This is a genomic window from Scandinavium goeteborgense (assembly GCF_003935895.2).
Classification (GTDB): Bacteria; Pseudomonadota; Gammaproteobacteria; order Enterobacterales; family Enterobacteriaceae; genus Scandinavium; species Scandinavium goeteborgense.
This window is the reverse complement of record NZ_CP054058.1, coordinates 3,690,803-3,708,472: the sequence shown is the minus strand read 5'-3', so window position 1 is coordinate 3,708,472 and position 17,670 is coordinate 3,690,803. Positions and strand designations below refer to the sequence as shown.

Genomic DNA, 17,670 nt, shown 5'->3' with positions numbered 1-17,670 from the left:
AAATGGATGTTAAGGCATCCAGACGTCTAAATCAATCCGCAGGGCGATAATGAGCACTTTATTGGCGCAGGAAAAATGAGATAATAGCGCCACAAGCCTTACTCAGGAGCAAACCGGTGGCAAAAACCGTTCCCGCTATTTTTTTAGACCGTGATGGCACTATTAATGTCGATCATGGCTACGTCCACGAAATCGACGCATTCGAATTTATAGATGGCGCCATTGACGCTATGCGTGAGCTAAAAGAAATGGGCTATGCGCTGGTGTTGGTGACCAACCAGTCTGGAATTGCGCGTGGCAAATTTACCGAAACCCAATTCGAAACATTAACGGAGTGGATGGACTGGTCTCTGGCCGATCGCGGTGTCGATCTGGATGGCATCTATTTCTGTCCGCATCATCCGCAAGGAACAGTAGAAGAGTACCGCCAGGTCTGCGATTGCCGTAAGCCACATCCGGGAATGTTGATTTCTGCCCGTGATTTCCTTCATATCGATATGGACGCCTCCTTTATGGTTGGCGACAAAGTTGAGGATATGCTGGCGGCTGCAGCTGCAGGCGTGGGTAATAAAGTATTAGTGCGTACCGGCAAGCCAGTAACCGATGAGGCTGAAAATGCAGCAGATTGGGTGCTTGATAGCCTAGCTGCGCTGCCTGCAGCCATCAAAAAGCAGAATAAATAAGCGTTCAGGTGAAAAGATGAGCGGTTGAAATAAAAATGCATTTTTCCGCTTGTCATTCCTCAGCAGCTCCCTATAATGCGCCTCCATCGACACGGAACATGTGAACAACTTCACAGTGTACCGGCGGCGATGAGAGTTAAAAATCCTGAAATTAAGGGTTGACTCTGAAAGAGGAAAGCGTAATATACGCCACCTCGAGTTAGCAAGCGAAAGCGCGTAACTCACTGCTCTTTAACAATTTATCAGACAATCTGTGTGGGCACTCAAAGTGACATGGATTCTTAAACGTCGAAAGACGCTAAATAGAATACCAAGTCTTATGAGTGAACATACGTAATTCATTACGAAGTTTAATTCATGAGCATCAAACTTAAATTGAAGAGTTTGATCATGGCTCAGATTGAACGCTGGCGGCAGGCCTAACACATGCAAGTCGAGCGGTAACACAGGAGAGCTTGCTCTCCGGGTGACGAGCGGCGGACGGGTGAGTAATGTCTGGGAAACTGCCCGATGGAGGGGGATAACTACTGGAAACGGTAGCTAATACCGCATAACGTCTTCGGACCAAAGAGGGGGACCTTCGGGCCTCTTGCCATCGGATGTGCCCAGATGGGATTAGCTAGTAGGTGGGGTAATGGCTCACCTAGGCGACGATCCCTAGCTGGTCTGAGAGGATGACCAGCCACACTGGAACTGAGACACGGTCCAGACTCCTACGGGAGGCAGCAGTGGGGAATATTGCACAATGGGCGCAAGCCTGATGCAGCCATGCCGCGTGTATGAAGAAGGCCTTCGGGTTGTAAAGTACTTTCAGCGAGGAGGAAGGCGTTGTGGTTAATAACCGCAACGATTGACGTTACTCGCAGAAGAAGCACCGGCTAACTCCGTGCCAGCAGCCGCGGTAATACGGAGGGTGCAAGCGTTAATCGGAATTACTGGGCGTAAAGCGCACGCAGGCGGTCTGTCAAGTCGGATGTGAAATCCCCGGGCTCAACCTGGGAACTGCATTCGAAACTGGCAGGCTAGAGTCTTGTAGAGGGGGGTAGAATTCCAGGTGTAGCGGTGAAATGCGTAGAGATCTGGAGGAATACCGGTGGCGAAGGCGGCCCCCTGGACAAAGACTGACGCTCAGGTGCGAAAGCGTGGGGAGCAAACAGGATTAGATACCCTGGTAGTCCACGCCGTAAACGATGTCGACTTGGAGGTTGTGCCCTTGAGGCGTGGCTTCCGGAGCTAACGCGTTAAGTCGACCGCCTGGGGAGTACGGCCGCAAGGTTAAAACTCAAATGAATTGACGGGGGCCCGCACAAGCGGTGGAGCATGTGGTTTAATTCGATGCAACGCGAAGAACCTTACCTACTCTTGACATCCAGAGAACTTAGCAGAGATGCTTTGGTGCCTTCGGGAACTCTGAGACAGGTGCTGCATGGCTGTCGTCAGCTCGTGTTGTGAAATGTTGGGTTAAGTCCCGCAACGAGCGCAACCCTTATCCTTTGTTGCCAGCGGTTCGGCCGGGAACTCAAAGGAGACTGCCAGTGATAAACTGGAGGAAGGTGGGGATGACGTCAAGTCATCATGGCCCTTACGAGTAGGGCTACACACGTGCTACAATGGCGCATACAAAGAGAAGCGACCTCGCGAGAGCAAGCGGACCTCATAAAGTGCGTCGTAGTCCGGATTGGAGTCTGCAACTCGACTCCATGAAGTCGGAATCGCTAGTAATCGTAGATCAGAATGCTACGGTGAATACGTTCCCGGGCCTTGTACACACCGCCCGTCACACCATGGGAGTGGGTTGCAAAAGAAGTAGGTAGCTTAACCTTCGGGAGGGCGCTTACCACTTTGTGATTCATGACTGGGGTGAAGTCGTAACAAGGTAACCGTAGGGGAACCTGCGGTTGGATCACCTCCTTACCTTAAAGAACCTGCCTTTGTAGTGTCCACACAGATTGTCTGATGAAAAATAAGCAGTAAAAAAATCTCTGCAGGCTTGTAGCTCAGGTGGTTAGAGCGCACCCCTGATAAGGGTGAGGTCGGTGGTTCAAGTCCACTCAGGCCTACCAATTCATTTCGTTGCTTTGGTACGTTCTGGCAGGAAATGAACGGGTAAGAGATTTGATAATACGATGGGGTTATAGCTCAGCTGGGAGAGCGCCTGCCTTGCACGCAGGAGGTCTGCGGTTCGATCCCGCATAGCTCCACCATCACTTTACTGCTGAAAATAAACTTCAGAGTGTACCTGAAAAGGTGTACTGCGAAGTTTTGCTCTTTAAAAATCTGGATCAAGCTGAAAATTGAAACGACACACTGTTTCCTTTCTCCGTAATAAGAAAGGAAAATACGGTGTGTTCGAGTCTCTCAAATTATTGCAAGTCGATGATGAATCGAAAGAAACATCTTCGGGTTGTGAGGTTAAGCGACTAAGCGTACACGGTGGATGCCCTGGCAGTCAGAGGCGATGAAGGGCGTGCTAATCTGCGATAAGCGTCGGCGAGGTGATATGAACCTTTGACCCGGCGATACCCGAATGGGGAAACCCAGTGTGTTTCGACACACTATCATTAAGTGAATACATAGCTTAATGAGGCGAACCGGGGGAACTGAAACATCTAAGTACCCCGAGGAAAAGAAATCAACCGAGATTCCCCCAGTAGCGGCGAGCGAACGGGGAGGAGCCCAGAGTCTGAATCAGCGCGCGTGTTAATGGAACGGTCTGGAAAGTCCGGCGATACAGGGTGATAGCCCCGTACATGAAAATGCACGCGTTGTGAACTCGAAGAGTAGGGCGGGACACGTGGTATCCTGTCTGAATATGGGGGGACCATCCTCCAAGGCTAAATACTCCTGACTGACCGATAGTGAACCAGTACCGTGAGGGAAAGGCGAAAAGAACCCCGGCGAGGGGAGTGAAAAAGAACCTGAAACCGTGTACGTACAAGCAGTGGGAGCCTACTTGTTAGGTGACTGCGTACCTTTTGTATAATGGGTCAGCGACTTATATTCTGTAGCAAGGTTAACCGAATAGGGGAGCCGAAGGGAAACCGAGTCTTAACTGGGCGTTAAGTTGCAGGGTATAGACCCGAAACCCGGTGATCTAGCCATGGGCAGGTTGAAGGTTGGGTAACACTAACTGGAGGACCGAACCGACTAATGTTGAAAAATTAGCGGATGACTTGTGGCTGGGGGTGAAAGGCCAATCAAACCGGGAGATAGCTGGTTCTCCCCGAAAGCTATTTAGGTAGCGCCTCGTGAACTCATCTTCGGGGGTAGAGCACTGTTTCGGCTAGGGGGTCATCCCGACTTACCAACCCGATGCAAACTACGAATACCGAAGAATGTTATCACGGGAGACACACGGCGGGTGCTAACGTCCGTCGTGAAGAGGGAAACAACCCAGACCGCCAGCTAAGGTCCCAAAGTCATAGTTAAGTGGGAAACGATGTGGGAAGGCTCAGACAGCCAGGATGTTGGCTTAGAAGCAGCCATCATTTAAAGAAAGCGTAATAGCTCACTGGTCGAGTCGGCCTGCGCGGAAGATGTAACGGGGCTAAACTATGCACCGAAGCTGCGGCAGCGACACTATGTGTTGTTGGGTAGGGGAGCGTTCTGTAAGCCGTTGAAGGTGGCCTGTGAGGGTAGCTGGAGGTATCAGAAGTGCGAATGCTGACATAAGTAACGATAAAGCGGGTGAAAAGCCCGCTCGCCGGAAGACCAAGGGTTCCTGTCCAACGTTAATCGGGGCAGGGTGAGTCGACCCCTAAGGCGAGGCCGAAAGGCGTAGTCGATGGGAAACAGGTTAATATTCCTGTACTTGGTGTTACTGCGAAGGGGGGACGGAGAAGGCTATGTTATCCGGGCGACGGTTGTCCCGGTTTAAGCATGTAGGCGGAGAGTTTAGGTAAATCCGGACTCTTATCTAACGCTGAGGTGTGATGACGAGGTACTACGGTACTGAAGTAACAGATGCCCTGCTTCCAGGAAAAGCCTCTAAGCATCAGGTAACACGAAATCGTACCCCAAACCGACACAGGTGGTCAGGTAGAGAATACCAAGGCGCTTGAGAGAACTCGGGTGAAGGAACTAGGCAAAATGGTGCCGTAACTTCGGGAGAAGGCACGCTGATGTGTAGGTGAAGTCCCTGCGGATGGAGCTGAAATCAGTCGAAGATACCAGCTGGCTGCAACTGTTTATTAAAAACACAGCACTGTGCAAACACGAAAGTGGACGTATACGGTGTGACGCCTGCCCGGTGCCGGAAGGTTAATTGATGGGGTTATCCTTAGGGAGAAGCTCTTGATCGAAGCCCCGGTAAACGGCGGCCGTAACTATAACGGTCCTAAGGTAGCGAAATTCCTTGTCGGGTAAGTTCCGACCTGCACGAATGGCGTAATGATGGCCAGGCTGTCTCCACCCGAGACTCAGTGAAATTGAACTCGCTGTGAAGATGCAGTGTACCCGCGGCAAGACGGAAAGACCCCGTGAACCTTTACTATAGCTTGACACTGAACATTGAGCCTTGATGTGTAGGATAGGTGGGAGGCTTTGAAGCGAGGACGCCAGTTCTTGTGGAGCCAACCTTGAAATACCACCCTTTAATGTTTGATGTTCTAACGTAGACCCGTAATCCGGGTTGCGGACAGTGTCTGGTGGGTAGTTTGACTGGGGCGGTCTCCTCCCAAAGAGTAACGGAGGAGCACGAAGGTTAGCTAATCCTGGTCGGACATCAGGAGGTTAGTGCAATGGCATAAGCTAGCTTGACTGCGAGAGTGACGGCTCGAGCAGGTGCGAAAGCAGGTCATAGTGATCCGGTGGTTCTGAATGGAAGGGCCATCGCTCAACGGATAAAAGGTACTCCGGGGATAACAGGCTGATACCGCCCAAGAGTTCATATCGACGGCGGTGTTTGGCACCTCGATGTCGGCTCATCACATCCTGGGGCTGAAGTAGGTCCCAAGGGTATGGCTGTTCGCCATTTAAAGTGGTACGCGAGCTGGGTTTAGAACGTCGTGAGACAGTTCGGTCCCTATCTGCCGTGGGCGCTGGAGAATTGAGGGGGGCTGCTCCTAGTACGAGAGGACCGGAGTGGACGCATCACTGGTGTTCGGGTTGTCATGCCAATGGCATTGCCCGGTAGCTAAATGCGGAAAAGATAAGTGCTGAAAGCATCTAAGCACGAAACTTGCCCCGAGATGAGTTCTCCCTGACTCCTTGAGAGTCCTGAAGGAACGTTGAAGACTACGACGTTGATAGGCTGGGTGTGTAAGCGTAGCGATACGTTGAGCTAACCAGTACTAATGAACCGTGAGGCTTAACCTTACAACGCCGAAGATGTTTTGGCGTGAGAGACGACGATATTCAGCTTGAAACAGATTAACTGACAGACCCTGAAGGGTGTGTTGGTAAACAGAATTTGCCTGGCGGCAACAGCGCGGTGGTCCCACCTGACCCCATGCCGAACTCAGAAGTGAAACGCCGTAGCGCCGATGGTAGTGTGGGGTCTCCCCATGCGAGAGTAGGGAACTGCCAGGCATCAAATTAGCATTAAACCGGGGCATAAAACCGGTTGTTGTAAAGAAATTCGGTGGAGCGGTAGTTCAGTCGGTTAGAATACCTGCCTGTCACGCAGGGGGTCGCGGGTTCGAGTCCCGTCCGTTCCGCCACTTATTGAAAGCCCTGAGCATCTGCTCAGGGCTTTTTCTTTTGTCTAAACCCATCAATTATTGCCATAATCGCAAAAATCCTCTGCGTTTTTAACTCTTTTTCTTCTCATCCGCACTCGCGATAATCCTCTGAAAACACATATAAAGTAATTCATGAGGAAGTTATGACAATCCCTGCATTTGGTTTAGGTACTTTCCGTCTTAAAGACGACGTAGTTATCGCATCAGTAAAAACGGCTCTCGAACTCGGCTATCGCGCTGTTGATACCGCCCAGATTTATGATAATGAAGCTGCAGTTGGTCAGGCGATCGCTGAAAGCGGTGTGCCACGCAGCGAATTGTTTATCACTACCAAGATCTGGATTGAAAATCTGAGCAAAGATGCGCTGATCCCAAGCCTCAAAGAGAGCCTGAAAAAGCTGTGTATGGATTACGTTGATCTGACTTTGATCCACTGGCCTTCACCGCAAGATGCTGTTTCTGTAGAAGAGTTTATGCAGGCGTTGCTGGAGGCCAAGAAAAGTGGTCTGACGCGTGAGATTGGTATTTCTAACTTCACCATCCCACTGATGGAAAAAGCGATCGCAGCGGTTGGGGCAGAGAATATTGCCACCAATCAGATTGAACTCTCCCCGTATCTGCAAAACCGAAATGTTGTGGAGTGGGCCAAAAAACAGGGTATTCACATCACTTCGTATATGACGCTGGCTTATGGTAAAGCGCTAAAAGATGACACCATTCAGGGGATTGCAAAAAAACATGGCGTGACGCCTGCGCAGGTGATTCTGGCCTGGGCGATGGGGGAAGGTTACGCCGTAATCCCGTCATCAACTAAACGTGAGAACTTGGCGAGCAACCTGCTGGCACAGGATCTCAAGCTGGATGATGCTGACAGAGCGGCGATTGCTGCCCTGGAATGCAACGATCGTCTGGTGAGCCCAGAAGGTCTGGCGCCGAACTGGGATTAATCGAACGTGGGGGCATTGTTGCCCCCAATTTACTTTTTACGCTGAGCTTCGTGCTCGCTTAAAAAATCAATGAACGCTCGGATACGCGTGCTGACCGCCCGGTCACTGTAATAGACGGCGCTAAAGGGCATCTCCACCGGCAGTCTCTTATCTGCCATCAGCTCGACAAATTCCCCTCTGGCAATCTCGTTATCCACCATATAGTCCGACAGGCAGGCAATCCCATTCCCGCTCAAACAGAGCTGTTTCAGTGTTTCGCCACTGTTAGACGATATCTCTGATGTCACCTCGTGCAACTGCCCATCACAACAGGAAACAGGCCAGGTATTGAGAGACGTGGGCTCGGTGAATCCGAGGCACTGATGCTGCTTCAAATCTTCCACCGTTTCCGGCATTCCAAAACACTCCACGTAATCGGGCGAAGCGATGATTTTCCGGTAGCTGGTAAATAGAGGCCGCGCGCGCAGGCTGGAGTCGGTTAACGTACCTGCACGGATGGCTACATCAACCTTTCGCTCAATAAGATTAATGAACGTTTCCGAAGAGACTAGCGAAAGCGTAATTTCAGGATAGCGCTCGCGAAAAGGTTTAATCAGTGGCATCAGATAATGGAGGATAACGGGCGTTGCCGCATCGATACGCAACAACCCACGCGGCGTATGTCGCGCTTCCATTAATTCATTTTCGGCAGCGGCCATCTCCTGCAAAACGCCCTGCATACGACGGAAATAGCGCTCACCTTCTTCAGTTAGGCTGAGCTGACGCGTGGTGCGATTCAGTAAGCTGACGCCCAGTTTTGACTCCAGCTTTTTAACGGCGCGGCTTACGGCTGAATTCGCTTGGCCAAGTTGTTCTGCCGCACGGCTAAAGCTGCCGCTTTCTACCACCGCGACAAAGATGGCAATTTCTTCGGATGTTGCTCTCATTGTTGCACCACCTGCAAAATTCTATTGAGATTTTTAGCATTTTTGTTATTTAAACACTGACGCATACTGCGTGTCATCTTAATCCTGATTATACGGAGTAAATTATGCCACTGGCGCTACTTGCCCTGACGATCAGTGCCTTTGCAATCGGCACGACGGAGTTTGTTATAGTCGGTCTGGTCCCGACGATTGCTGAACAACTTTCTGTTTCTTTGCCCTCTGCGGGACTGTTGGTATCTATCTATGCCCTTGGCGTGGCGATTGGTGCACCGGTGCTCACTGCACTCACTGGCCGGATGCCACGCAAGCAGCTGTTGCTGGCGCTGATGGTGCTATTTACCGCCGGTAATCTGCTGGCCTGGCAGGCTCCGGGTTACGGCACGCTGGTGTTAGCGCGTTTGCTGACGGGTCTGGCGCATGGTGTGTTCTTCTCCATTGGGTCAACCATCGCAACCAGCCTGGTACCGAAAGAAAAAGCCGCTTCAGCTATCGCCATCATGTTTGGTGGGCTTACCGTAGCTCTGGTAACGGGTGTGCCGCTGGGGACGGTTATCGGACAGCATTTTGGCTGGCGTGAAACCTTCCTGGCCGTCTCGTTGCTGGGGGTTATCGCTTTAATCAGCAGCCTTATTCTGGTGCCTAAAAACATTCCGCAGCGTGCGGCCGCAACGCTTCGTGAGCAGCTGCAGGTGCTGACCCACCCCCGCTTGCTGATTATCTATGCGATAACCGCCCTGGGTTACGGTGGCGTCTTTACCGCCTTTACCTTCCTGGCGCCGATGATGCAAAACCTGGCCGGTTTTTCGCCGAATGCAGTCAGTTGGATCCTATTGGGCTACGGTGTTTCGGTCGCTATTGGCAACATTTGGGGCGGCAAACTTGCCGACAAACACGGTGCAGTTCCGGCGTTAAAAATCATCTTTGCCGCGTTGATGGTTCTGTTGTTGGTGTTCCAGTTCACGGCTTCGATGCAATACGCAGCACTTGCCACCGTATTGCTGATGGGGATTTTTGCCTTCGGTAACGTCCCTGGCCTCCAGGTGTATGTCGTGCAGAAAGCCGAGCTGTACACGCCTGGCGCGGTCGATGTCGCATCGGGTCTGAACATTGCCGCCTTTAACGTAGGGATTGCACTGGGATCGATCATTGGCGGTCAAACCGTTGTGCATTACGGTCTGGCGCAAACACCGTGGATCGGAGCGGTTATTGTGTTCGTCGCTTTCTTGTTAATCGGCGTCAGTGGACGTCTCGATAAACCAGCACAAGTGGCGGTTGCCCAGCGAACGTAGTCCTCATTTGATTACAGTATGTGGCGTATCTTTCTGGAAAATAGCGTTGAAACTGTGAGCAAAAGTCCCTATAACAGAAGAACCACACTGTGATGTCAGCGTGGTTTTTCTGTTATTGAGGCCATAAAACCAAAGTGCGAAAAAATACCCATGCCATGCGTTACGTTGCCGGACAACCAGCCGAGAGGATCTTACCTCCCGGTTCGTTCGCGACTATTGGCAAGGCATTGCCCGCCGGTGAACCGCTGAGTAGCGAAGCGAAAATTCGCGTTCTGGTGTGGAATATTTTTAAGCAGCAGCGCGCCGAATGGTTATCGGTACTGAAAAACTTTGGTAAAGACGCCCATCTGGTCTTGCTCCAGGAAGCTCAAACCACGCCCGAACTGGTTCGTTTTGCCACCACCCATTATCTGGCCGCCGATCAGGTGCCTGCCTTTGTTTTGCCGCAGCATCCTTCTGGCGTGATGACCTTATCGTCGGCCCATCCGGTTTACTGCTGTCCGTTACGCGAACGTGAGCCTATTCTGCGCCTGGCAAAGTCGGCGCTGGTCACGGTTTATCCGTTACCGGACTCTCGTCTGCTGATGGTCGTCAATATTCACGCGGTCAATTTCAGTCTGGGTGTCGACGTCTACAGTAAACAGCTTTTACCGATTGGCGATCAAATTGCTCATCACAGTGGGCCGATTATTATGGCAGGCGATTTTAATGCCTGGAGCCGTCAGCGAATGAATGCGCTCTATCGCTTTGCGCGTGAAATGTCACTGCGTGAAGTCCGCTTCACCGACGATCAGCGCCGCCGTGCGTTCGGTCGCCCTCTCGATTTTGTGTTCTATCGTGGTCTGAATGTGCATGAAGCCTCCGTTCTGGTGACTCGCGCATCCGATCACAATCCGCTACTAGTGGAATTCAGTCCCGGCAAACCTGAGCGATAAAGGTAAGTCAGGTCTGCCGTGGGGCAGACCTGTGCACGTTAGGTGCTGCCCTTTCATCATTCAATCAACCGAAGGACAACAAAATGACAACGCAATCTCACCACAATAATGTCGATAAACAGTTTGGCTCTCAGGCAAGTGCCTATTTAACCAGCGCGGTACATTCATCAGGGCGTGATTTACAGCGTCTGGGCGAGCGTCTGAGCGCATTCCCGCAGGCAAAAGTGCTGGATCTCGGCTGCGGAGCAGGGCATGCGAGCTTCGTTGCCGCCGCGCACGTTGCGCAGGTAACGGCTTACGACTTGTCAGCACAAATGCTCGAAGTGGTGAAACAGGCGGCGAAGGACAAAGGACTGAACAACATCACGACATCGCAGGGTTATGCGGAAATATTGCCGTTTGACGACGCTTCTTACGATGTGGTGATCAGCCGTTATTCTGCCCATCACTGGCATGACGTGGGGCAGGCGATGCGTGAAATCAAACGCGTGCTGAAGCCGGGTGGCATATTCATCATCATGGACATCATGTCTCCCGGTCATCCGTTGAGAGACGTCTGGTTGCAGACCGTTGAAGCATTGCGTGATACCTCACATGTACGCAATTACTCAAGCGGGGAGTGGTTCTCAATGATCAACGAAGCCGGACTGATTACCGACAGTTTGATTACCGACCGCTTACCACTGGAATACAGCTCCTGGGTGGCGCGTATGCGTACCCCAGAGGCATTGTGTACCGCTATTCGTCTGTATCAGGAAAGTGCGTCTCAGGAAGTGAAGGACTATTTTGAGCTGCAGGAAGAGGGTTCGTTTACCAGCGACACCATAATGGCCGAGGCGCATAAAGCCGCATAAATAAAAAAGGCACCGAGGGAATCGGTGCCTTTTTGCTAAACAGGTTTATCAGGAATCGGGTCTGTCGCTATTTTTAACAAACAGCGTCAGTTGATCACCCGGCTTCAGGTTGTCGGTATCATCGTTCCAGCGCACAACATCATTGATATTGACGCCGTGACGCTTAGCGATACTCGACAGCGAATCCCCTTTGCGAACGCGATACGTAATGCTATCGCTATTTTTAGCAAGACGAGATGCACTGCTACCTGCGCCTACGGTCAGGTTCTGACCCACTTTAAGGTGCGCGCCGCGCAGTGAATTCCACTGCTGCAGATCTTTCGATGTCACGCCAAGACGTGCCGCAATACCCGAAAGGGTGTCACCTGAACGTACCCTATAGCTACGGCTGGTCATCGGTGAATTATCGGCCACCAGAGTCGGCTGAACCGCGGCGATATCGCCAGAGGCCAGAGACTCACGAAGCTGGTCGGCATGTTTCTGCGGAACCATCACATACTTTGGTCCGCTGGCACCGAGGGTAGAACCCTTGACGCCCGCATTAAACGCCTTCAGCTTGGTGACTGAAATACCGGCCATATCCGCCACTTGCTTCACGTCAACAGGGCTATCCAGTCGAACGCGAGCCAGTGCACGACTTTCATCTGCCGTCGGCAGCTGAATGCCATAGCGCTTGCTGTTCTTGAGAATATCGCTCAAGGCCAGCATTTTAGGCACGTAAATCTTCGTTTCCTGAGGTAATGACAGCGACCAGAAATCGGTAGGTTTGCCCCGCGATTTGTTCGCTTTCATTGCCTTCATCACACGACCTTCGCCGCTGTTATACGCTGCGACCGTTAACAACCAGTCGCCGTCAAACATCTTATTCAGACGCTGCATCATATCGAGTGCTGCCGTAGTAGAAGCAACAACATCGCGACGCGCGTCATATGCGCGGGTCTGTTTTAAACCATAATTGCGCCCTGTGCTCGGAATGATCTGCCAGATGCCTGCGGCATTGGCGCCAGACGTTGCATGGGGGTCAAAAGCGCTCTCCACTATGGGTAGTAGTACCAGTTCCATAGGCATGTTACGTTTCTTAACTTGCCCTGCTATCCAGTACATATACGGCTCTGCCCGTAAAGTTACATCGTGGAGATAGCTCTTATTGCGTAAATACTTTTGTCTCTGTTCGCGAATCCGGCCATTATCCGGAATTCCCATCTTTAGCTCGCCGCCAATAGAAGCCCACAAGTCCTGATCCTGCGCATAAAATGTTCCATCGTCCATCCATCGCGCTTGACTTGCAAACTTCCCTGCTTCCCCTTGACTAGCCGCAGAAAGGCTCTGTGCGTGCTGTTGTACGTTACCATCTTGATTAGCCTGGCAACCCACTAGCAGGACAGAGGCGAGTAATATCGCTCGTGCCTTCATGTGTGTGGTCAATAGTTGCTTAAAAGACGAGCAATCATAACGGCGAAAAAATTAAAAGGCAACCCTGGGCATTTAGAAGTTATCTTTCTTTGACCTTAACCATGCAAAACGCTGCCCAGGTTGTTGCAAATTTGTTTCTTTGGATATTTCTTCAATTAAATCAGCATCATCCGTTCTTATAAATACATTGGTTCGACGTTCATTTTTAAGAATTACGGGTAGTGTTTTTTGGTTTTTTACGCGTAACTCATTAACTTCACTATAGTATTCGTTTATCGCCCGATCATGGGGTAGAACACTCAATGCAAACTTAACATTTGCTAATGTATATTCATGGGCGCAACACACCACCGTATGGTCAGGAAGTGACTGTAATTTTTTAAGTGACTGATACATCTGCTCTGGAGAGCCTTCGAAGAGACGTCCGCATCCCCCGGAGAACAACGTATCGCCAGAAAAAAGGTAAGGATCGCTAAAGAAACATACGTGACCTAAGGTATGTCCTGGGGTCGCAATTACAGAAAATTCGCATCCCAAAACATCGACCGTATCACCTTCTTTAACGATATCGGTGGCCCCTTTATCTTGTGTCTCCTGTGGACCATACACCACAAGTCCCGGGAATTTTTGCGTCAGTTCTTTCACACCGCCAACGTGATCGTGATGGTGATGGGTCAATAAAATGGCCTGCGGCTGCCAATTGTTTTCAGCAATCGCGGCGAGGATTGGCGCCGCTTCGCCCGGGTCGACAATCAAACACTTTCCATCGTCCTGGCTCAGCACCCAGATGTAGTTGTCCTGAAATGCGGGAATACTGTTAAGATTCATTGATTACCTCTCATAATGTTGCGGAAGGTTGTGATGAAACCGGCAAGGATACCTCTGACAGTTACGGCGCCAAACCACTGGGCGGAAATGCCCTGGGGTGAATACTATCGTGAAGCGCTGGAACAGCAGTTAAAGCCGTGGATGGCGAAACTTTATGGATTTCATCTGCTTAAGATTGGCAATTTGAGCGCGGAAATCAATACCGATGCGTGCGCAATCTCTCATCAGGTCAACGTATCGCTCGATGGCGACCCGATGCAGGTGAAGGCCGACCCGCTGCATTTACCGTTTGCCGAAAAGTCGGTTGATGCTTGCTTACTGGCGCACACTTTGCCCTGGTGTCAGGACCCGCATAGCTTACTGCGAGAAGCCGACCGCGTATTGATTGACGACGGCTGGCTCATATTGACCGCGTTTAACCCGGTCAGTCTGATGGGGTTACGGAAAATGGTGCCGGTTCTGCGCAACCGCATGCCTTATAATAGCCGGATGTTTAGCCTGATGCGCCAGCTCGACTGGTTAGGTCTGCTCAATTTTGAAGTGCTGCACCAGAGCCGCTTTCAGGTACTGCCCTGGACCCGCCAGGGCGGGCGGATCCTGAGCACGCATGTGCCCGCATTAGGGTGTTTACAGGTGATTGTGGCACGTAAAAGAACGGTGCCGCTGACGCTCAACCCAACGCGGCAAAGCAAATCCCGGAACCCGATGCGTCAAACGGTCGGCGCCACGCGCCAGTACCGTAAACCGCAGAATTAACTTTCCGGTTTGTAACCCGTATCTGCCTGCGTTGGGCTCATCGCCGCGGCGCGGGCAAGCTCATCACAGCGTTCATTTTCTGGATGGCCAGAGTGGCCTTTCACCCATTCCCACTGAATTTTATGCTGGCTGAGCGCGGCGTCGAGACGCTGCCACAGGTCGACATTCTTCACCGGTTTTTTATCTGCCGTCTTCCAGCCACGTTTTTTCCAGTTGTGGATCCACTGCGTAATCCCCTGACGAACGTACTGGCTGTCGGTGCTAAGAGTGATTTCACAATGTTCCTTCAGCGCTTCAAGTGCCACAATGGCGGCCATCAACTCCATCCGGTTGTTGGTGGTCAGGTAATAACCTTCATTAAAGGTTTTCTCATGCTGACGAAAGCGTAAAATTGCGCCGTAGCCGCCCGGGCCTGGGTTACCGAGGCAAGAACCATCGGTGAAAATTTCTACCTGTTTAAGCATCTCTGGTAGACTTCCTTTAATTGAAATCGACACGAAAACGGTAAGTCTGACATAAATGAACGATATGAGCACTGCAATTACCCGACAGATCGTCCTCGATACAGAAACCACCGGTATGAACCCGATCGGTGCGCATTACGAAGGACACAAGATCATCGAAATCGGTGCGGTCGAGGTGATCAACCGTCGTTTAACGGGTAATAACTTCCACGTTTATCTCAAACCTGACCGCCTGGTCGATCCGGAAGCGTTCGGCGTACACGGGATTGCCGATGAGTTCCTGCTCGACAAACCGACGTTCGCCGACGTTGCCGACGAGTTTATCGAATACATTCAGGGCGCAGAGCTGGTCATCCATAACGCATCGTTCGATATCGGCTTTATGGACTATGAGTTTGCCAAACTCAACCGTGGCATTGCTAAGACCAACACCTTCTGCAAAGTCACCGACAGCCTCGCGCTGGCGCGTAAAATGTTCCCCGGCAAGCGTAACAGCCTCGATGCGTTGTGCTCGCGCTATGAAATAGACAACAGCAAACGTACGCTGCACGGCGCATTGCTCGATAGTCAGATTCTGGCCGATGTCTATTTGCTGATGACCGGCGGACAAACGTCGATGAAATTTGCGATGGAAGGAGACAGCCAGCAACAGGGCAATGACTCCGGAATTCAGCGCATTGTGCGTGGAGCTAACGCATTACGCGTTATTTGTGCCAGTGATGAAGAGTTAGCGGCCCATGAATCACGTCTCGACCTGGTGCAAAAGAAAGGCGGAAGCTGTCTCTGGCGTGCTTGAAACATGTGAATACGCGCTGAAAATCAGCATGTGGGCGATTTTTGCAGCAACTGATTCAAAACTTAAGAAAAAGCGTTGACGCAGGATCGGGGAATCCGTAATATTCGCCTCGTTCCCAAGGGAACAGTGGAGCGGTAGTTCAGTCGGTTAGAATACCTGCCTGTCACGCAGGGGGTCGCGGGTTCGAGTCCCGTCCGTTCCGCCACTATTCAGGGCCATGTTATTAATTAACATGGCCCTTTTTCATGTCTATAATTTTCGGTATGCCATCGTGCTTTGGCTTGTGTCGCTCCAGATTGATGTTAATCAGACGTCTTCAGATTGTTCAATTTTCAGCACTACAACGCAGCCAGGCTCCCCGGAAGTGCCTCACCACGATCTCATTCATCTTGTCAGTCAGGTCATTTCAAAGGTCAGGGCAGAAGTGCCATTGTGAAAGTATCTTATTGGAATAAACCAGAATTTCTAAGCTTCTTCACAATTCAGAGCCACGTTATTTATAACGCGGATTTTTTATTTTCTTTTTGCATTCAACTTTTCTAATTTTTGGTCGCTTTGCCAGTTAACTGTACTTGACTGTATCAAATCCCTGGAACATCTTGTCAGTAAGTGTACAATTTAATTACTGGAATCTGACCATGAATAGACTGCAATTTATTATCGAGCTTATTTATAAAGTCAATGCATGTAAACCTGCGGATGTAGGTCACTATATCATGCATAATTTTTCATTTATAAATAGTAATAAAAAAGCACAACCTTTCCTTAAAATGGTCAGGGATAATGTCAAGAGCAAAAAATCTATTGGGCTGAGTGATGTTTTTCTGGAATTTGTTAAGGAATATTTGCTCAGTATTGATCTGAAAATAATTTTTATTGGTACTGATGAAAATTATGCTGATTTTATCAGCAATAGAGTGTTTATGGACTCAATAACAGTTCAGAGAGTTAATATTACTGAGGATGATTCATTGGAATTGCTTTCGAATTATTTAAGTCATCCAGAATTCATTGTGGTATATGATCGTGATCATATAATGAAGATACAGAAAATCATTAATGATAATATATCGTACTGGTTTATTCCTTATTCAGAGTTAAAATATTGCCTTGACAATCAAATTAACAGAAAACATAACAGAACGGCACATCATTTCTCATTGAATTGTTCTCTTCGGCATTATCTCATCAGTGAAAGTGTGACGCAGGTTATTGTTGGTTCTTCATACCCGTGGGCTGCATTTCCTCAGGAAATACTTGAGCATTCTTCTAATATTTCTATGCATTGTGCTGATATAAATTTTTCAAAGTCTGTACTGATAGGTTTGCAAAATATCAAGCCGATGCAGAGTGCTGTTCTGCTGCTAAGCCCTTATGACTTATTCTATGAGCTTTCATTATCACGTAACATCGATATTCTTTCTACTTTTAATGCCCTTGAAAGTTTCTGTCGTGAACATGGTTTTGAGTATAAAACGACAGATAATTTACTGTATGCGTATATATATAAGCAATTTAACCGTTTGAGCGAAAAAGACACATTGCCATTATTTGTAATAGATTCGCTGCTATGTAATGATGCTGTGCAAGAAGAGATATTCAAACGTATCAGTTGGTTAAGTGAGAAATCGATAGGGTTAAATGACCCTCTGCCTGTTTATCAGCAAAAATATAGAGAAAATGATTTAAATCGTAAGTGTTCCAGAAAATATCAAGCACCGGTAGATCATAATAAGTCATGCGAAGAACGAGCAACTAAACATTCAAGGCATTTTAACTACAAAGAGTCTTTTCCCAGGAATTTAATACATGTTAAAGAACTCGTAGCGTTTGCTGAAGAAAATAATGTGAATATTAATGTCGTCATGTCACCTTTTCCTGAAAGATATTTGCAAGTATTTAATAAAGATATGGTTGAACAGAGTCGATCTTTCTTTAACTCTATACAGAGTGACAATTTTCGATATATTGATTTGTTAGAGAATAGCAATTTTAAAGATGAAGATTTTTATGATGGGGATCATCTGAATTTTTCAGGGGCAGAAAAGTTATGCTCTGTCTTGAGAGAGTTCGGTTTATATGTTTAACCTTACCCCAA

Annotated in this window: 12 protein-coding genes, 4 tRNA genes and 3 rRNA genes; 15 read left to right on the top strand and 4 right to left on the bottom strand. The window is 49.6% G+C overall.

The features are described 5' to 3' along the window. Positions 1–116 precede the first annotated feature (116 nt). The 8 genes from gmhB (at position 117) to dkgB (ending at position 7,311) form a co-directional block, all read left to right on the top strand. A complete protein-coding gene (gmhB, locus tag A8O29_RS18605) occupies positions 117–683 on the top strand; it encodes a D-glycero-beta-D-manno-heptose 1,7-bisphosphate 7-phosphatase (protein ID WP_125352723.1) in 567 nt (188 codons plus the stop codon). 372 nt (positions 684–1,055) lie between these two features. Further along, positions 1,056–2,597: ribosomal RNA gene (locus tag A8O29_RS18600) — 16S ribosomal RNA — on the top strand. A 72-nt stretch (positions 2,598–2,669) separates the two neighbouring features. Further along, positions 2,670–2,746 (top strand) — tRNA-Ile (locus tag A8O29_RS18595). Between the two features lie 65 nt (positions 2,747–2,811). Then, positions 2,812–2,887 (top strand) — tRNA-Ala (locus A8O29_RS18590). 206 nt (positions 2,888–3,093) lie between these two features. After that, positions 3,094–5,999 (top strand): 23S ribosomal RNA (locus tag A8O29_RS18585). Between the two features lie 97 nt (positions 6,000–6,096). Then, positions 6,097–6,212: ribosomal RNA gene (gene rrf, locus A8O29_RS18580) — 5S ribosomal RNA — on the top strand. Together the 16S, 23S and 5S rRNA genes with 3 tRNA genes alongside form the textbook arrangement of a ribosomal RNA operon. Before the next feature lie 54 nt (positions 6,213–6,266). Continuing rightward, positions 6,267–6,343 (top strand) — tRNA-Asp (locus A8O29_RS18575). A gap of 164 nt (positions 6,344–6,507) precedes the next feature. Then, the gene (gene dkgB / locus A8O29_RS18570) at positions 6,508–7,311 is read left to right on the top strand and encodes a 2,5-didehydrogluconate reductase DkgB (RefSeq protein WP_174081394.1); all 804 of its coding nucleotides are present in this window, start codon (positions 6,508–6,510) and stop codon (positions 7,309–7,311) included. Between the two features lie 29 nt (positions 7,312–7,340). On the opposite strand, the gene yafC is transcribed toward dkgB, so the two are convergent. Continuing rightward, a complete protein-coding gene (gene yafC / locus A8O29_RS18565; RefSeq protein WP_125354181.1) occupies positions 7,341–8,237 on the bottom strand; it encodes a DNA-binding transcriptional regulator YafC in 897 nt (298 codons plus the stop codon). 104 nt (positions 8,238–8,341) lie between these two features. Here yafC and A8O29_RS18560 point away from each other — a divergent pair, with 104 nt between their 5' ends. The 3 genes from A8O29_RS18560 (at position 8,342) to A8O29_RS18550 (ending at position 11,315) form a co-directional block, all read left to right on the top strand. Beyond that, on the top strand, positions 8,342–9,526 hold the full coding sequence (locus A8O29_RS18560) for an MFS transporter (RefSeq protein WP_174081393.1): 1,185 nt from the start codon (positions 8,342–8,344) through the stop codon (positions 9,524–9,526). A 134-nt stretch (positions 9,527–9,660) separates the two neighbouring features. Continuing rightward, positions 9,661–10,461, top strand: a complete 801-nt coding sequence (locus A8O29_RS18555; RefSeq protein ID WP_125354180.1) for an endonuclease/exonuclease/phosphatase family protein — start codon at positions 9,661–9,663, stop codon at positions 10,459–10,461. An 83-nt stretch (positions 10,462–10,544) separates the two neighbouring features. Next, the gene (locus A8O29_RS18550) at positions 10,545–11,315 is read left to right on the top strand and encodes a class I SAM-dependent methyltransferase (protein WP_125354179.1); all 771 of its coding nucleotides are present in this window, start codon (positions 10,545–10,547) and stop codon (positions 11,313–11,315) included. Positions 11,316–11,363: 48 nt separating this feature from the next. Here A8O29_RS18550 and mltD read toward each other — a convergent pair whose 3' ends face one another. Together mltD and gloB are read right to left on the bottom strand one after the other, a co-directional pair. Continuing rightward, on the bottom strand, positions 11,364–12,728 hold the full coding sequence (gene mltD / locus A8O29_RS18545) for a murein transglycosylase D (RefSeq protein ID WP_125354178.1): 1,365 nt from the start codon (positions 12,726–12,728) through the stop codon (positions 11,364–11,366). A gap of 72 nt (positions 12,729–12,800) precedes the next feature. Continuing rightward, positions 12,801–13,556: a hydroxyacylglutathione hydrolase gene (gene gloB / locus A8O29_RS18540; protein WP_125354177.1), complete on the bottom strand. Its 756-nt coding sequence runs from the start codon at positions 13,554–13,556 to the stop codon at positions 12,801–12,803. 33 nt (positions 13,557–13,589) lie between these two features. Here gloB and A8O29_RS18535 point away from each other — a divergent pair, with 33 nt between their 5' ends. Continuing rightward, complete coding sequence (locus A8O29_RS18535) at positions 13,590–14,312, top strand: class I SAM-dependent methyltransferase (protein ID WP_125354176.1); 723 nt, start codon at positions 13,590–13,592, stop codon at positions 14,310–14,312. Here A8O29_RS18535 and rnhA read toward each other — a convergent pair. Next, the gene (gene rnhA / locus A8O29_RS18530; RefSeq protein WP_110511623.1) at positions 14,309–14,887 is read right to left on the bottom strand and encodes a ribonuclease HI; all 579 of its coding nucleotides are present in this window, start codon (positions 14,885–14,887) and stop codon (positions 14,309–14,311) included. The genes A8O29_RS18535 and rnhA overlap by 4 nt on opposite strands. Between rnhA and dnaQ the strand changes: the two genes are divergently transcribed. The 3 genes from dnaQ (at position 14,841) to A8O29_RS18515 (ending at position 17,659) form a co-directional block, all read left to right on the top strand. Then, the gene (gene dnaQ, locus A8O29_RS18525) at positions 14,841–15,572 is read left to right on the top strand and encodes a DNA polymerase III subunit epsilon (RefSeq protein WP_125354175.1); all 732 of its coding nucleotides are present in this window, start codon (positions 14,841–14,843) and stop codon (positions 15,570–15,572) included. The two genes, rnhA and dnaQ, sit on opposite strands and share 47 nt — an antisense overlap. Positions 15,573–15,700: 128 nt before the next feature. Further along, a tRNA-Asp gene (locus tag A8O29_RS18520) sits at positions 15,701–15,777 on the top strand. 433 nt (positions 15,778–16,210) lie between these two features. Further along, positions 16,211–17,659, top strand: coding sequence for a hypothetical protein (locus A8O29_RS18515; protein ID WP_125354174.1), 1,449 nt, complete (start codon positions 16,211–16,213; stop codon positions 17,657–17,659). The last annotated feature ends 11 nt before the right edge of the window (positions 17,660–17,670 follow it).

Bases quoted from the DNA above. Each gene is read 5' to 3' on its own strand.
- gloB (WP_125354177.1), bottom strand. From the start codon at position 13,556: ATGAATCTTAACAGTATTCCCGCATTTCAGGACAACTACATCTGGGTG.
- A8O29_RS18550 (WP_125354179.1), top strand. From the start codon at position 10,545: ATGACAACGCAATCTCACCACAATAATGTCGATAAACAGTTTGGCTCT.
- A8O29_RS18515 (WP_125354174.1), top strand. From the start codon at position 16,211: ATGAATAGACTGCAATTTATTATCGAGCTTATTTATAAAGTCAATGCA.
- A8O29_RS18560 (WP_174081393.1), top strand. From the start codon at position 8,342: ATGCCACTGGCGCTACTTGCCCTGACGATCAGTGCCTTTGCAATCGGC.
- dkgB (WP_174081394.1), top strand. From the start codon at position 6,508: ATGACAATCCCTGCATTTGGTTTAGGTACTTTCCGTCTTAAAGACGAC.
- mltD (WP_125354178.1), bottom strand. From the start codon at position 12,728: ATGAAGGCACGAGCGATATTACTCGCCTCTGTCCTGCTAGTGGGTTGC.
- yafC (WP_125354181.1), bottom strand. From the start codon at position 8,237: ATGAGAGCAACATCCGAAGAAATTGCCATCTTTGTCGCGGTGGTAGAA.
- A8O29_RS18535 (WP_125354176.1), top strand. From the start codon at position 13,590: ATGAAACCGGCAAGGATACCTCTGACAGTTACGGCGCCAAACCACTGG.
- dnaQ (WP_125354175.1), top strand. From the start codon at position 14,841: ATGAGCACTGCAATTACCCGACAGATCGTCCTCGATACAGAAACCACC.